At 71.0% G+C, this 14,938-nt stretch carries 19 protein-coding genes; 12 read left to right on the forward strand and 7 right to left on the reverse strand.

Features of this window, described 5'->3' with window-relative positions; all coding sequences use genetic code 11:
• Nucleotides 1-30: 30 nt before the first annotated feature.
• The 5 genes from F3H13_RS01180 to F3H13_RS01200 all read left to right on the forward strand — a co-directional run bounded on the left by F3H13_RS01180 (nucleotide 31) and on the right by F3H13_RS01200 (nucleotide 5,186).
• Nucleotides 31-1,563 (forward strand): phytoene desaturase family protein, encoded by a 1,533-nt coding sequence (locus tag F3H13_RS01180; RefSeq protein ID WP_149797243.1) that lies wholly within the window; start codon nucleotides 31-33, stop codon nucleotides 1,561-1,563.
• A gap of 201 nt (nucleotides 1,564-1,764) precedes the next feature.
• A complete protein-coding gene (locus tag F3H13_RS01185; protein WP_149797527.1) occupies nucleotides 1,765-2,583 on the forward strand; it encodes a bacteriorhodopsin in 819 nt (272 codons plus the stop codon).
• Nucleotides 2,584-2,706: 123 nt separating this feature from the next.
• Complete coding sequence (pth2, locus tag F3H13_RS01190; protein ID WP_149797244.1) at nucleotides 2,707-3,045, forward strand: peptidyl-tRNA hydrolase Pth2; 339 nt, start codon at nucleotides 2,707-2,709, stop codon at nucleotides 3,043-3,045.
• Nucleotides 3,046-4,527, forward strand: a complete 1,482-nt coding sequence (gene truD / locus F3H13_RS01195) for a tRNA pseudouridine(13) synthase TruD (RefSeq protein ID WP_149797245.1) — start codon at nucleotides 3,046-3,048, stop codon at nucleotides 4,525-4,527.
• A 104-nt stretch (nucleotides 4,528-4,631) separates the two neighbouring features.
• Nucleotides 4,632-5,186, forward strand: a complete 555-nt coding sequence (locus F3H13_RS01200) for a GMP synthase subunit A (RefSeq protein WP_149797246.1) — start codon at nucleotides 4,632-4,634, stop codon at nucleotides 5,184-5,186.
• Between the two features lie 48 nt (nucleotides 5,187-5,234).
• On the opposite strand, the gene F3H13_RS01205 is transcribed toward F3H13_RS01200, so the two are convergent.
• From F3H13_RS01205 to F3H13_RS01235, 7 genes are all read right to left on the reverse strand, one after another.
• A complete protein-coding gene (locus F3H13_RS01205) occupies nucleotides 5,235-5,660 on the reverse strand; it encodes a universal stress protein (RefSeq protein WP_149797247.1) in 426 nt (141 codons plus the stop codon).
• Nucleotides 5,661-5,682: 22 nt separating this feature from the next.
• On the reverse strand, nucleotides 5,683-5,880 hold the full coding sequence (locus F3H13_RS01210; RefSeq protein ID WP_149797248.1) for an HVO_0649 family zinc finger protein: 198 nt from the start codon (nucleotides 5,878-5,880) through the stop codon (nucleotides 5,683-5,685).
• 141 nt (nucleotides 5,881-6,021) lie between these two features.
• The gene (locus F3H13_RS01215; RefSeq protein ID WP_149797249.1) at nucleotides 6,022-6,336 is read right to left on the reverse strand and encodes a DUF3194 domain-containing protein; all 315 of its coding nucleotides are present in this window, start codon (nucleotides 6,334-6,336) and stop codon (nucleotides 6,022-6,024) included.
• 4 nt (nucleotides 6,337-6,340) lie between these two features.
• On the reverse strand, nucleotides 6,341-6,727 hold the full coding sequence (locus F3H13_RS01220; protein ID WP_137688977.1) for a prefoldin subunit beta: 387 nt from the start codon (nucleotides 6,725-6,727) through the stop codon (nucleotides 6,341-6,343).
• A gap of 120 nt (nucleotides 6,728-6,847) precedes the next feature.
• A complete protein-coding gene (locus F3H13_RS01225) occupies nucleotides 6,848-7,105 on the reverse strand; it encodes a KEOPS complex subunit Pcc1 (protein WP_149797250.1) in 258 nt (85 codons plus the stop codon).
• A gap of 22 nt (nucleotides 7,106-7,127) precedes the next feature.
• The gene (locus tag F3H13_RS01230) at nucleotides 7,128-7,262 is read right to left on the reverse strand and encodes a DNA-directed RNA polymerase subunit P (protein ID WP_121561748.1); all 135 of its coding nucleotides are present in this window, start codon (nucleotides 7,260-7,262) and stop codon (nucleotides 7,128-7,130) included.
• Nucleotides 7,263-7,266: 4 nt separating this feature from the next.
• Entirely contained in the window at nucleotides 7,267-7,533 is a 267-nt protein-coding gene (locus F3H13_RS01235; protein ID WP_007994537.1) for an eL43 family ribosomal protein, read from the reverse strand.
• A 532-nt stretch (nucleotides 7,534-8,065) separates the two neighbouring features.
• Here F3H13_RS01235 and F3H13_RS01240 point away from each other — a divergent pair.
• The 7 genes from F3H13_RS01240 to F3H13_RS01270 all read left to right on the forward strand — a co-directional run bounded on the left by F3H13_RS01240 (nucleotide 8,066) and on the right by F3H13_RS01270 (nucleotide 14,848).
• Nucleotides 8,066-9,001, forward strand: a complete 936-nt coding sequence (locus tag F3H13_RS01240; protein WP_149797251.1) for a sulfide-dependent adenosine diphosphate thiazole synthase — start codon at nucleotides 8,066-8,068, stop codon at nucleotides 8,999-9,001.
• A 521-nt stretch (nucleotides 9,002-9,522) separates the two neighbouring features.
• A complete protein-coding gene (gene pyk, locus F3H13_RS01245) occupies nucleotides 9,523-11,280 on the forward strand; it encodes a pyruvate kinase (protein WP_149797252.1) in 1,758 nt (585 codons plus the stop codon).
• An 87-nt stretch (nucleotides 11,281-11,367) separates the two neighbouring features.
• Nucleotides 11,368-11,655, forward strand: coding sequence for a DUF7312 domain-containing protein (locus F3H13_RS01250; protein ID WP_149797253.1), 288 nt, complete (start codon nucleotides 11,368-11,370; stop codon nucleotides 11,653-11,655).
• 109 nt (nucleotides 11,656-11,764) lie between these two features.
• Complete coding sequence (locus F3H13_RS01255; RefSeq protein WP_149797254.1) at nucleotides 11,765-12,373, forward strand: NfeD family protein; 609 nt, start codon at nucleotides 11,765-11,767, stop codon at nucleotides 12,371-12,373.
• An 82-nt stretch (nucleotides 12,374-12,455) separates the two neighbouring features.
• Nucleotides 12,456-13,199 (forward strand): YIP1 family protein, encoded by a 744-nt coding sequence (locus F3H13_RS01260; protein ID WP_149797255.1) that lies wholly within the window; start codon nucleotides 12,456-12,458, stop codon nucleotides 13,197-13,199.
• Between the two features lie 93 nt (nucleotides 13,200-13,292).
• On the forward strand, nucleotides 13,293-13,943 hold the full coding sequence (gene dcd / locus F3H13_RS01265) for a dCTP deaminase (RefSeq protein WP_149797256.1): 651 nt from the start codon (nucleotides 13,293-13,295) through the stop codon (nucleotides 13,941-13,943).
• Complete coding sequence (locus F3H13_RS01270) at nucleotides 13,940-14,848, forward strand: thiamine-phosphate synthase family protein (RefSeq protein ID WP_149797257.1); 909 nt, start codon at nucleotides 13,940-13,942, stop codon at nucleotides 14,846-14,848. Before dcd ends, F3H13_RS01270 begins: the two co-directional genes overlap by 4 nt.
• The last annotated feature ends 90 nt before the right edge of the window (nucleotides 14,849-14,938 follow it).

Below are 14,938 nucleotides of genomic sequence, written 5' to 3' on the forward strand. Positions count from 1 at the left end.
ACTCACACGGCGCGAGCCCGTACCACGCGCATGAACGAGCAGTCGCTCCGCGGGCGGTCGGTGGGAGTCGTCGGGGCGGGCGTCGGCGGGCTCTCCGCGGCGGCCTACCTCGCGGCCGCCGGCGCGGAGGTGACGGTGTACGAGCGCGCCGAGCGCGTCGGGGGCGTCGCCGGGCGGCTGGAGTTCGACGGGTTCCAGTTCGACACCGGCCCGTCGTGGTACCTGCTCCCGGACCTGTTCGAGCGGTTCTTCGAGGACTTCGACCGGTCGCCGGGGGAGTTCTACGAGCTGACCCGGCTCGACCCGCACTACCGCGTGTTCTGGGACGACGGCGACCGCGCCGACGTGCCCGCCGACCCGGAGTCGGCCGCGGACCTGTTCGAGGCGTACGAGCCGGGCGCGGGCGCGGCGTTCCGCGAGTACCTCGAGGACGCCGAGCGGGCGTACAACGCCGGAATGGAGCGGTTCGTTCTCCCCGGGCGGTCGCGGTTCCGCGACTACCTCTCGCTCGACGTCGTCGCCGGGGGGCGAGAGCTCGACCTGCTCTCCAGCCTCGACGAGACGGTGCGCTCGTACGTCGACCACCCGAAGCTCAGGCAGCTGCTGGAGTACACGCTGGTGTTCCTCGGCGGCTCGCCGCACAACACCCCGGCGCTGTACCAGCTGATGAGCCACGTCGACTACGGGCTCGGCGTCTACTACCCGATGGGCGGGATGTACGAGGTGATCGAGGCCGTCGAGTCGGTTGCGCGCGACGCCGGCGCCGACGTTCACACGGGTGTCGAGGTGACGGGGTTAACACCGGTCGACGGCGGCGTCGAGGTGGCGCTCGGCGGCGACCGCTACGTCCACGATCGGGTGGTCTGTAACGCCCCGCCCGCGCACGTCGAGGGCGAGCTGCTCCCCGACGACGCCGTGCCACGGCTCGGCGACTACTGGGGCCGCCGGACGTACGGCCCCTCGGCGCACCTGCTGTACCTCGGCGTCGAGGGCGAGCTGCCGGATCTGGAACACCACACGCTCGCGCTCCCGACCGATTGGGACCCGCACTTCGAGGCGATATTCGACGAACCGGCCTGGCCGACCGGGGAGACGGAGCCGGTCTTGTACGTGAACGTGCCGTCCCGGACCGACCCGTCGGTCGCGCCCGACGGCCACGAGGCGGTCGTCACGCTCGTGCCGCTCGCGCCCGGGCTCGATGACACGCCGGACCGGCGCGCGGCGCTCAGGGAGCGCGTCCTCGACGCGGTGGCGTCGCGGACCGGCGTCGACCTCCGGGACCGGATTGTCGCCGAGGAGTCGGCGTGCGTCTCCGAGTTCGCGGCGCGGTTCGACCAGCCCGGCGGGAGCGCGCTCGGGCTGGCGCACACGATGCGACAGACCGGCCCGCTCCGCCCCGGGCCGCGCGTCCGCGGCACCGACCGGCTCTACTACGTGGGCGGGAGCAGCAACCCCGGAATCGGCGTGCCGATGTGCCTGCTCGGCGGCGAGCACTGCGCGGCGGCGGTCGAGGCGGACGTCAGCGGGGGGGCCTTCGACCGGCTGCCGATGGTGGGTCAGTGAGCGGCGCCGGAGAACGACACTCGTCCACGGTCATCCGGCAGAGAACAAACATTTCAAAAAACCGGTCCAGATATCGAAAGCGGTCAGAAAACCTTACCAGTTAGGTTGGTACATTTAATAAATACGCGACGTGATCAGCAGTGTCGCATGATTGAAACAGCCGCGGCTGACTTACTCGCAAGCGGAACAGTCCCGCTCGAAATGACCCAGACCGAGATATTCCAATTCATTCAGAGCAACACGCTGTTGAGCGCGTCGCTCTGGGTGAACATCGCCCTCGCGGGCCTGTCGATCCTCCTGTTCGTCTATATGGGACGGAACGTGGAGGACCCCCGGGCACAGCTGATCTTCGTCGCGACCCTGATGGTACCGCTGGTGTCCATCTCCAGTTACACGGGGCTCGTCTCCGGGCTCACAGTGAGCTTCCTGGAGATGCCGGCCGGCCACGCGCTCGCCGGGGCCGGGGCCGGTCCGGAGGGCGGCGTGTTCACCCCGTGGGGCCGGTACCTCACGTGGGCGTTCTCGACGCCGATGATCCTCGTCGCGCTCGGGCTGCTGGCCGGATCGAACATGAGCAAACTGTTCACCGCCGTGGTGGCCGACGTCGGGATGTGTATCACCGGCCTCGCGGCCGCGCTGACCACGTCCTCCCTCCTGCTGCGGTGGGTCTGGTACGCGATCAGCTGCGCGTTCTTCGTCGTCGTCCTCTACATCCTGCTCGCCGAGTGGGCGCAGGACGCGGAGGTCGCCGGCACCGCGGACATCTTCAACACGCTGAAGGTGCTCACCGTGGTCCTCTGGCTCGGCTACCCGATCTTCTGGGCGCTCGGCGCCGAGGGGATCGCGGTGCTGGACATCGCGATCACCTCGTGGGCGTACAGCGGGATGGACATCATCGCGAAGTACCTCTTCGCGTTCCTCCTGCTGCGCTGGGTCGTCAACAACGAGCGGACGGTCGCCGACATGGCGTCCGGGCTCGGCTCGGCATCCCGCAGCGGCGCGGCGCCCGCCGACGACTGATCGACCGCGGCGCGGTCGCAGTCGGACTCTCGCGGATTTCTTTTTAGCCGGTTCCACCCCCGCCGGCCGCAGGTCTGCCGGCCGAGAGAAAAGCGCTAAACCCGCGGCGGCGGTGGAGACAGTATGAAACAGGCCATCGTCGCCCGGACGGACATCGGCATGGGCGAGGGGAAGCTCGCCGCGCAGGTCGCGCACGCGTCGCTGTCGGCGTACCAGGACGCCGGCCGGCGAGCCCGGAAGAAGTGGCAGGGCGAGGGGCAAAAGAAGGTCGTCCTGAAGGGGGACTCGGAGAGCCAGCTGTTCGAACTCGCCGACAAGGCCGACACAGAGGGGCTCCCGTACGCGATCGTCCGCGACGCCGGCCACACGCAGCTGGAGCCCGGCACCGTCACCGCGCTCGCGGTCGGCCCCGCACGCGACGACAGCGTCGACCGGGTCACCGGCGACCTCTCGCTGTACTGAATGACCCCCGAACGCACCCTCCGGGAGGCGCACCCGACCGAGTGCGCGGTCGGAATCGAGTACTACGTCAGCGACGCCGACGGCATCGGCGGGCGGCTTCGCGAGTCGCCGGAGGACTTCCGCGTCCGCGAGCTGGAGGCGTTCGACGCGGAGCCGCTCGACGCCGACCCTGGGAGCTACCCCGAACTGGTCGTCCGGGCGACGCTCCGCGACTGGGACACGAACGACTTCGCGCGTCGGCTCTCGGACGCGCTCGGAATCAGCCGCGAGCGCGTCTCGTGGGCCGGGACGAAAGACAAGCGCGCCGTCACCACGCAGCTGTTCACGGTCCGGGGCGTCGACGCCGACGAGCTCCCCGAGATCCGGGGCGCCGACATCGAGGCGCTCGGTCGGGCGGGGCGGAGCCTCTCGTTCGGCGACCTCGCCGGCAACGCCTTCGAGATCCGAGTCGCCGACGCGGTCGACGACGCCCCCGAGCGCGTCACCGACGCGGTCCGGGACCTGCGGGCGTTCGCGGGCGACGCAGGAGGCCCAGACGACGCCGCTGAGGGCGACAAACTCCCGATCAAGGCGACCGTCGGCGTCCCGAACTACTTCGGCCAGCAGCGGTTCGGCAGCCGGCGGCCGGTGACGCACCTCGTGGGGCTGGCGATCGCCCGGAACGACCCCCGCGAAGCGGTCCGGCTGTACGCGGGCAACCCGGCCGAGACGGAGCCGGACGACACCCGAGCCGCGCGCGACCGAGTGAACGAGGCGTTCGGCGTTAGCGGGGGCGAGTCCGCCGACGCCGACAACGATCCCGCCGCCGACGGCACGGGTGACGGCGACTGGGCCGCCTGCCTCGACGCGATCCCCGGGAAACTCCGGTTCGAGCGCTCGATGGTCCACCGGCTCGCCGACCGCGACGTCGACCCCGGCGCGCCGCCCGACGACGAGGACTGGTGGCACGCGCTGGAGGCGGTGCCCTCGAACCTCCAGCGGCTGTTCGTCAACGCCGCCCAGTCGTCCCTCTTCAACCGGGTCGTGAGCGAGCGGCTGCGCCGCAGGCTCCCCTTCGACCGGCCCGTCGCCGGCGACGTGGTCTGCTTCGCCGACGGCGACGCGCCCGGGGAGCTGTACGCGCCCGACACCGATCGGCTCCAACGGGTCGACGCCGACCGGGTCGACGTGGTCTCGCGGCACTGCGAGCGCGGGCGGGCGTTCATCACCGCGCCGCTCGTCGGCACCGAGACGGCGCTCGGCGACGGCGAACCAGGCGAGATAGAGCGCGAGGTCCTCGCCGACGCCGGGATCGAACCGGGCGACTTCGACCTTCCGGGCGAGTTCGACTCCAAGGGGACTCGGCGGGCGGTCCTCCTGCGCACGGACCTCGACGTGTCGTTCGCGGGCGGCGACCCGCGCTTCGCGTTCGCGCTCCCGAGCGGCTCGTACGCGACCGTGCTGCTCCGCGAGTTCACGAAGCGCGGCCCGCTTGACCTCTGATCGATCCGTATTCATGAATTGCTGAGTGGTTTCAGCGGTCGAAAACACCACGATACTGCGTCACGTTCCGAGTCGTTTTTGTGCGACAGCCCGCAATCGAGGGCATGACCCGGATCGTCGTCATCGACCTCCACGGCCAGTTCACCCACCTCGAGCGGCGGGCGCTCCGCGACCTCGGCGTCGACACCGAGATCGTCTCCGCGGAGACGCCCGCCGACGAGGTCGACGCGGACGGGGTCGTCCTCTCGGGCGGCCCGGACATGGACCGCGTCGGCAACGCGCCCGACTACCTCGACCGCGACGTGCCCGTCCTCGGGATCTGCCTCGGAATGCAGCTGATCGCCGCGGAGCTCGACGGCGCGGTCGGCGCGGGCGACTACGGCGGCTACGCCGACGTCGACGTCGAGATCGTCGACGACGAGGACCCGCTCGTCGGCTCGCTCGCGCCGGAGACGCGCGTCTGGGCCTCGCACGCCGACGAGGTGACCGACCTGCCCGAGGGGTTCGGCCGCACCGCCACCTCCGACGTCTGCGGGATCGAGGCGATGTCGAACCCGGACGCGGACCTGTACGGCGTCCAATGGCACCCCGAGGTCGCCCACACGGAGCGCGGCGAGGAGGTCTTCGAGAACTTCGTCGCGATCTGCGAGTCGGCGTAGGAACGTCGGGAGGGGCGGAAGACGAGCGCGTCAGGAAGGCCGCGGAGGCTACTCGCCGACGTGTGCCGTCAACACCGGGAGCTCGCTGTGTCGCACCACCCGCTCGGCGACCGACCCCGCCGTGACGAACCGGCCGATTCCGGTGCGGCCGTGGGTCCCCATCACGATCAGGTCGACGCCGTAGTCGGTCGCGGCGTCAAGGATCTCCTCGTGCGGGCGGCCGCGGCGGAGGTGGAGTTCGGCCTCGACGCCCTGCGCCGCGGCCGCCTCGGCGACCGCGTCGAGTGCGCGCTCGCCCCGCTCCTCCTCGCGTTCGACGACCAGGTCCCACTCGTCGGCGCCGGCGACGCCCTCGTCGACGACGAACAGCGCATGAACCCGGGCGCCCGTGAGCGCGGCGAGGCCGCAGGCCTGCTCGACCGCGGCGTCGCTCCCGGCGCTCCCGTCGGTCGGACACAGGATCGCGTCGTACATCGGGACGGTCTCGCGCCCCGCCTCAGAGTCGGTACCGCCGGACCGCTGTGTCGCCACAGCCGGGGCACTCGTGGCGGTACTCGACGGTCGCGCCCGTCGTCGCGGCCGCCCACTCGCTCTCCTCGTCGACGAACCCACATTCCTCGCAGGCGTGCGGCCGGCCGTCGAAGCGCGCCCGGAGCCGGTCGAACGCCGTGGTACCGCCGTTACGAGATGACATGTGCTAACGGTACACAAGTACATTATTAATAATTTACTACGAGGCGTGGCCGCTCGCGTCCGACATCGTCATTTGAAAAAACGGATGTGCCGCCCGCCTGACGAACCGGCGGGCGTGCCACCCGGCAGGCGGGCGCGCCGCCTACTCCGCGAACAGCTCGTCGACGGCCTCGCCCGCGGTCTCGACCGCCTCCTGCGCGACCGCCTCGCGGTCGGGCTCGGCGTCGTCGGGCGCGTTGAGGTAGACGTCGACGTCGAGGACGCCCTCCTCGAACGTGACGGTGACGTCGAGGTCCGTGACCGTCGACTGGTCGTAGTGTTTGAACACGATCCCCTCGGCCGCCTCGGCGGCGGTGCGAACGACCTCCTCGTCGCTCGGGTCCGCGTCGGCAGCGGCGGCGCCGGCAGCGTCGTCGGCTGCGTCGGCCTCGGAACCGTCGGCTCCGTCGTCGGTCACGGCCTTACGCGCCGCCGGCGCCCGGGCCGCCCGGTCCCATCGGGCCGCCGCCGCCCGCGCCGCCCTGGAGCATCTGCTGGAGCTCGCTCTGGAGGTCGTCGAACTGCTCTTCGACGCGCTCCTCCTGCTTTTCGAGCTGCTCGACGCGGACCTCGAGCGAGTCGACCTTGTTCTCGAGATCGTCGTAGGCGGACTCGTAGTCCGTCTCGACGAGGACCTCGCCGATCTCGCGGTACATCCCCGCGTCCTCGTCGACGTCTTCGAGGGCGTCGAGGGCGGTCTTGGACTCGTTGAGCGCGGACTGCGCCTGCTCCTTCTGCTCGGCGACCTGCTGTGCGGTCTCCTGAAGCTCCTGCAGTTCCTCGATCTTCTCCTGTGCCTCGGGCGGCATGTTCCCTTGCATGGTCGGACCGAGGCGACCCGGACAGAAAAACCCCCGACTTCTCCGACGAGACCCGATTCGGAGCGTAGCGCCCCGAAACGTCGCGTTATCGATGTTTCCGCGAGAGGCTCAATCGTGCTTCGGACCGACGCGCTCGGCGACCGCGACCAGCCGCGACCAGCTGTTGACGCCGGCGCGGAGCGCCACGAGGTCGTCGGCGAGCACGCGGACGCGGACCGCGTCGCCCTCGCGGTCGACGCTCGCGGTCGAACGGGCGTCGTCGATCTCGCCGACCTCGGGGCCGAGCGCGTCGGCCACGACACGGGCGCGCCGCTCGGTGGGGTAACTGAAAGAGAGGACCGTTTCGTGTGCGCGCGTCGCCGTCACGGTCCGAAATGGAGGGAGTCGCTTACTCGACGTTGACTTCCTTGATACCGCCGCCGCGCTCCTTCAGGAGGACGCGGTGGCCGCAGTACGGGCAGCGCACGCCGCCGTACTCGTCGAGGGTGACGTCGCGCTTACAGCGGGAGCACTTGTAGCTCATCGTCCTATTCCTCGTCGGCGAGCGCGGCGCGGATGGAGCGGCGGACGGTGCGACCGCCGGGCGTCTCGGGGCGGTACGCGCCGCCCGTGAACGTCTCGCCGGTCTCCTCGTTGACCCAGATGCCGGTGCCCTTGCGCGTGACGTCGTCGCCGTCGACGGTCGCGTTGCGCATCTCCGCTTCGATGTCTTGGACCCGCTTGCGGGAGACCCGGCCGTAGCGGGCGCCGAATCGGCCCGCGCTGCCGGTGCTTCGAGCCTTGTCCTCAGCCATAGTAGCCACTTCTACCGCCAGCGTAGGTAAAAAGGCTGCGAGTTGCGGCGGTCGGAAAGTCACACGCGACGATAGAAGACAACCGGACGCGGCGGTGGCGCGTGCCGGTGAGCGGCCGACAGGCCGCGAACCGCACGCGCGAGGTCGCCGGCGCTACGCGCCGGCTGCCAGAGGGACCTTCGGTCCCTCGCTGGAGTCGGTGGTCCGGAGCGAAGCGGAGGACCATCGACGAGGCTGGGGAGGTGTGAGGCGCGGTTGCTGTGCGGGGTGGGACTCAAAGGGGCAGTCGCGAGGTGGCCGCAGGCGACGTAAGCACTGGAAGGAGCGAGCACCGCGAGCGACTGAAGCGCGCAGCGAGCGTGCGGCCACCTCGCGACTGGGGCTTTGGAGGTGTTCGTGTCGGTAGCGTGCGTGCATCACCGAGCGACTGGGGCTTTGGCGGTGTTCGCCGCCATACTGCCGATGAGTGGTATAAATACGACACAGTCTCCACCGTAACAGCTAAAACAACCAAGTAATACTACCAAGTTGTATGGACGGATTCACCGGCTTCGCGGACGTGAGCGAGACCGACGTAACGAAAGCGATCGGCAACGAGTGGACCGACGGGTTCCTCGATTACACGGATTCGGAAGTGATCATCCTCGGCGGCGGTCCCTCCGGGCTGATGGCCGCGAAAGAACTGGCCGAGCGCGGCGTGAAGGTGATGATCGTCGAGAAGAACAACTACCTCGGCGGCGGCTTCTGGCTCGGCGGGTTCCTGATGAACACCGTGACGGTCCGGGACCCGGCCCAGGAGATCCTCGACGACCTCGACGTCGACTACGACCCGGTCGAGGACGTCGACGGCCTCTACACCGCGGCCGGCCCGGAGGCCTGCTCCGGACTTATAAAGGCGGCCTGCGACGCCGGCGCACGCGTCCAGAACATGACCGAGTTCACCGACCTCGTCGTCCGCGACGACCACGAGGTCGGGGGGATCGTGATGAACTGGACGCCGGTCCACGCGCTCCCGCGCGAGATCACCTGCGTGGACCCGATCGCGGTCGAGTCCGACCTCGTCATCGACGCCACCGGCCACGACGCCGTCGCGATCAGCAAGCTCGACGAGCGCGGCGTCCTCTCGGCGCCCGGCATCGAGCACGCGAAGGAGCACAACACCGGGATGGACCAGACGGGCGACGACCAGTACGGCGCCCCCGGCCACGACTCGCCCGGCCACGACTCGATGTGGGTCGGCGAGAGCGAGGACGCCGTCGTCGAGCACACCGGCGTCGTCCACGACGGCCTGATCGCCTCCGGCATGGCGGTCGCGACCGCCCACGGCCTCCCGCGCATGGGGCCGACGTTCGGCGCGATGTTGGTGTCGGGGAAGCGCGCCGCGCAGACCGCGCTGGACGAACTCGGCGTCGACGCCCCCGAGGTGTCGCTGTCGACCGGGAGCGCGCCCGCCCCCGCCGACGACTAATAAATAGATAAGCGGACCACCGGGACCGCAGTCGCTCGGGTATACATCACCGCTGACGCACTGATAACGGAGCCCTCCGACGCCTCAGTCGTTCATTTATAAATGACAAACTGTAGATCGCCGGCGAACACCGCCAAAGCCCCAGCCGGGAGGACTCGATGGGCTCGCTGCGGTCCTCGTCGCTCACTGCGTTCGCTCCTGCGGTCCTTGCGTCGCCCGTCTTCGTCCTCCCGGCTGCCCTTTTGAGTCCCACCCGACCGCGACCGCACCGCAGCCTCACACCTCCCCAGCCTCGCGGTTCGCTCCGGGCTCCCTTCGGTCGCCCGTCGCTCACCGCGTCCCTCGCGCGTGCTGGCTCGCGGCCTGCCGGCCGCTCGCAGGCACGCGCCACCGCGTGTTGATTTATAACCAGTCGCCGGGCTTCAGTGCCTAAACCCGCGTCAGGAGCGTTCTTCACGAACGTTTACTCGGAAGCGACGCAACCGGGTGCCTTTTTCCGCCGCTACGCCGAACCCCGCGGTATGCGAAACGCCAAGATCGTCTGTACGATCGGTCCCGCCTCGGACGACCGGGACACGATCCGCGGCCTCGCCGACGCGGGGATGTCCGTCGTCCGGCTCAACGCCAGCCACGGAACGACCGACCACCGGGAGACGGTGATCGAGCGTGCCCGCGCCGTCGACGACGAGATCGACGACCCCCTCGCGGTGATGGTCGACCTGAAGGGCCCGGAGGTCCGCACCGCCGAGATCGACGAGCCGATCGAACTCGCGACGGGCTCCGAGGTAACCTTCCTCGAGGGCGACGAGGCGACCCCCGACCGCATCGGCCTCACCCACTCGATCGGGGCCGCCGGGCCGGACGACACGATCCTCCTCGACGACGGCCGGATCGAGTGCCGCGTCGAGCGCGTCGACGGCGGGACCGTCGCAGCGACGGTCGTCTCCGGCGGGAAACTCGGCTCCCGGAAGGGCGTGAACCTCCCAGGGGTCGCCATCGACGTCGACCTCATCACCCCGGAGGACGAGGCCGAACTCGACCTCGCGGCCCGAACGGACGCCGACTTCGTCGCCGCCTCCTTCGTCCGCGACGCCGACGACGTCTACCAGATCGCCGACGAACTGGAGGACCGCGGCGGCGACGACATCCCGATCATCGCCAAGATCGAGCGCGCCGGCGCCGTCGAGAACCTCGAGGCGATCGTCGACGCCGCCGACGGCGTGATGGTCGCCCGCGGCGACCTCGGCGTCGAGTGCCCGCTGGAGGACGTGCCGGTGATCCAGAAGCGGATCATCCGGACCTGCGTCAACGAGGGCGTCCCCGTCATCACCGCGACGGAGATGCTCGACTCGATGGTCTCCTCGCGGCGCCCGACCCGCGCGGAGGCCTCGGACGTGGCCAACGCCGTCCTCGACGGCACCGACGCCGTCATGCTCTCGGGCGAGACCGCGGTCGGCGAGGACCCCGTCAACGTCGTTGAGACGATGGACCGGATCGTCCGGCAGGTCGAGGCGAGCGACGAGTACGCGGAGACGCGCGAGCAGCGCGTCCCGACAGCGGAGGAGGGGTCGCGCACCGAGGCGCTGGCGCGCTCGGCGCGCTACCTCGCGCGCGACATCGGCGCCTCGACCGTCGTCGCGGTCTCGGAGTCCGGCTTCACCGCGCGCAAGACCGCCATGTTCCGGCCGGGCGTCCCCGTCGTCGCCACGACGCCGGACGACCGCGTCCGCCGCCAGCTCGCGCTCTCGTGGGGGGTCCGCCCCGTCCTGACGGAGTATGCCCACGACATGGAGACGATCCTCGACAACGCGGTCGACGCCGCGCTCGACCGCGGCGGCGCCAGGTCCGGCGACACCCTCGTGGTCCTCTCCGGCATGCTCACCGAGCTCGAGGGGACGAACACGACGAACACGCTGAAGGTCCACGTCGCCGCCGAGACGCTCGTGACCGGCAAGGCGGTCGTCGCCGGCCGCGTCGCCGCCCCCGTCCACCGGACCACGGACGGCGACCTCGACGCGCTGCCGGACGGCGCAGTCGTCGCGCTCGGCCCGGACTTCGACGGCGAGTTCTCGGGCGATCTCGACCGGATCGCCGGCGTTGTCGACGCCCGCGAGGGGATGACCGGCTACCCCGCCGTCGTCGCCCGCGAGCTCGGCGTCCCGATGGTCTCCGGCGCCGGCCTGCCCGAGTCCGTCGCGGACGGGACCACGGTGACCGTCGACGGCGAGCGCGGCGTCGTCTACGACGGCGACGTCCTCCGGGCGGCCCGCGAGCGGTAGGGCGCTCCGCACCCGACCCGACCGCTGTACCCGGCGCTCCGCGTCGCGCCCGCCAGCCATTTATTACGGAGCCGCGTACATCCGCACATGAGCGACGAATCCGGCGACGACGCCCGCGAGGGGGACTCGCCCGACTCCGCGGAGTCGGCGGAGTTCGGCGACCGGAGCCGGGCCAACGACGCCGGCGACGAGGTGGCGGACGACGAGCGCGAGTGGCGCTTCTCCGTCGACGACGTCGGGCCGGACGGGGTCACCGAGGACACCGCCACGCCGGCCGACGAGCCGATCGAGCCGGGCGACATCACCCTCGAACACGCCGCCTTCGTCGTCCTCGGGGTCGCGCTCACCGTCGGCGTCCTGCTGGTCGGGTTCTGAACGCGACCGCCGGCGATCGGGCGCGAACCGCGCGGCGACGGCCGGCGACCCGAACGGCGCCGCGGCCGCGCCCACCACCACTTATCAGGCCGCGGCCGTAGGACCGAACATGAACGCGCTCGCACAGTCCGGCCTCCTCTCGCCGGACACCCTCCCGCTCCTGTTGTTGACGGCGGGGCTGTTGCTCTCGATGGCGGAGGCGCTCGCCCCGGGAGCGAACTTCATCGTCGTCGGCATCGCGCTCATCGGCGCGGGGCTCGGCGGGCTGGTGTTGGCGTCGCTCGGAGTCGCCGGCGCCCTCCTCACGCTGTTCATGGCGCTCCTCACACTCGTCTTCGGCGCCGCCGCCTTCTACGGCTACCACGAGTTCGACCTCTACGGCGGGAAGGGCCAACAGCAGACGAGCGACAGCGACTCGCTGAAGGGGAAGACGGGCACCGTCACGGAGCGCGTGACCACCACGGGCGGCGAGGTGAAGCTCTCCGGGGGCGGCTTCAACCCCCACTACTCCGCCCGGTCGATCGAGGGGACGATCGACGAGGGCGAGGAGGTGATGGTGGTCGACCCCGGCGGCGGCAACGTCGTCACCGTCGAGTCGATGGGGTACGTCGAGGACGACATCGACCGCGAACTGGCGGCCGACCGCGCCCGCAAGGCCGCCGCGAGCGAGGCGGAGAGAGAGGAGACCGACCCGGAGACCGAACTCGACCGGGAGTGACGGGCCGGCCGGGTGAACCGCGGAGCCGCGGTCCCGATCGGAAGCGAAAAAACACTTGTCCGTCGACGGCGACAGCCCGACGATGCCCTCCCCGTTCGCCGCCCTCGCGAGCCTGCCCGGAAGCCTCCTTGACCACGTCCGCGACGCCTTCGACTCCCCACGCGCCGGCGCGGTCGCGGTCTCGATGGTCGTCGTCGTCTCGATCGGGACCAGCCTCGGAATCGTCGCGCTCGGCGGGGTCTTCGACGCGACCGTCGACCGGCAGATCACCGTCGACAACCCGGACCGGCCCTCGGAGTCGACCTGCGAGACGTTCGGCGACGACGCCGATTCCGTGCTCGCCGACCGGTGCGACGAGCCGGAGCGCGTCGAGGTCGACGCGGGGGAGGAACTGCGGGACGCCGCGACTGGCTACCTCCACTACGGGCTGCTCGGCGTGCCGATCTGGTGGGCGCTGTTCGCGGTCGCGCTCCACGTCGGCACGCGCGTCGCGGGCGGCACCGGCTCCGTCGGCGACTCGTTCGTGATCGCGGGCTGGGCGCTCGGCGCGGAGCTCCTCCGGCTCGCGGCCGGGATCGCCGCGATCTGGTACTCGCTCTCGACCGCGGCGCTCGCGGGGTCGACGTTCGAGGCGCTCTCGACCGATATCGTCGCCGCGATCACGAGCGCGGCGGGCCCGCTGCTGGTCGCGTCCGCGGTCGCGATCGCGGTCCAGTGGGTCGTGGTCGTCGGCGGGCTGGAGGCGGAACACGACCTCGACCGCGGGACCGCGGCGGGGGTGGCGACGGTCTTCGCCGTCATCGCGCTGCTGTTGGCGGCCGTCTGACCCCCCCGAGCCCGGTCCCGTCGCGCTCGCCGGCCCGGCGCCCGCGGCCGCGGATTCGAGAGTTTTTAAGCCGCCGGCGCTCCCCCTGTCGGTATGATCCTGTCCGACGCCGACATCCTCGACCGGCTCGCCGAGGGCGACCTCGCGATCGAGCCGCTCGACGACGTCGACCAGCAGGTCCAGCCCGCGAGCGTGGACCTGCGGCTCGGCGAGCGGTTCTTGGAGTTCCAGCGCACCAACATCCCCTGTATCCACCCGACCGACGCGGGCGAGGTGAGCGAGTACGTGACGGAGACGACCGTCCCGGAGGGCGACGAGTTCATCCTCCACCCCGGCGACTTCGTCCTCGGGACGACCGTCGAGCGCGTCGCGATCCCGGACGACCTCGTCGCGCACGTCGAGGGGCGCTCCTCGCTGGGCCGGCTCGCGATCGTGGTCCACGCGACCGCGGGGCTGTGCGACCCGGGCTACGAGGGGCAGATCACCCTCGAGCTCTCGAACCTCGGCACCGCCCCCGTGGCGCTCTCGCCGGGCATGCGCGTCTCGCAGCTCACCTTTACGGAGCTGAAACGGCCCGCCGACCGCCCGTACGGCGCGGAGCGCGGCTCGAAGTACCAGGGACAGGACGGTCCCCAGGCGTCGCGGATCGGCGCCGACCCCGAGTTCGCGGGCGAGAGCGGCGAGGGCGGCGAGGGCGGCGACGCCGGCGACCGGACCGAGCGACCGGAGGGCGAGGACCGATGAGGTTCATCGAGGAGGTCGTCGTCGACGAGTTCCTCCCGACCGTCCGCTCGATGCTCGCGGAGGACCTCCGCGACCGCGGGTTCACCCAGAGCGAGGTCGCCGACGCGCTCGGCATCTCCCAGTCCGCGGTCTCGAAGTACGCCGCCGGCGACGTGGCGAGACATGAGGACGTCGTGGTCGACGAGCGCGTGCGAGATCTCGTCGAGCGCGTGGGCGAGGGGCTCGCGAGCGGCGACCTCACGCCCGTGGCCGCGCTCGTCGAGATCGAGGTGCTGATCCGCCAACTGGAGGAGGGTGACCTCCTCGCAGACCTCCACGAGGCGGCGATGCCCGCGCTCGCCGACGCCGACGTGGAGTTCTCGGTCCACGACCCCGACAGCGGCCTCCGGGAGCGCGAGCGCGTGCTCACCTCGGTCCGGCGCGGGCTGCGGACCCTGACGAACGCCTCGGGCTTCGCCGGGCTCATCCCGAACGTCGGCGCGAACGTCGCGGAGTGTCTCGCCGACGCCGCCACGGTCGACGACGTCGCCGCGGTCCCGGGCCGCCTCGTCGACGTGAAGGGGCGGGCGATGGTGCCCGGCGAGCCGGAGTTCGGCGTGAGCGAACACGTCGCGACGGTGCTGCTCGCCGCGCGCGAGGCGGGCGCGGACGTCCGCGGCGCCGTGAACCTCCGGTACGACCCGGAGACAGTCGAGGCGCTCGGCGAGTCCCACCCGACCGTCGAGTTCGACGCCGAGCGCCCGACCCGCGAGGCGGTCGCCGACGCGGTCGCGGCCGCCGACGTCCCCGCCGATTCGGAGACGCTCGTCCTGTACCAGACCGGCGCGGTCGGCGTCGAGCCGATCGTCTACGTCCTCGCGCCGACCGCCGCGGAGGCGGCGCGGATGGTCCGCGGGCTGCTGTGAGCGAAGGCGGGTCGACCGGGGCAGCCGCGGACCGACCGTGCCCCGCCGCGAGCCGCCCGGCGGCGACGCTTTTTAGACCGGACCGCACGA

Origin of the sequence: Halorubrum xinjiangense, assembly GCF_900102375.1 — an archaeon.
Classification (GTDB): Archaea; Halobacteriota; Halobacteria; order Halobacteriales; family Haloferacaceae; genus Halorubrum; species Halorubrum xinjiangense.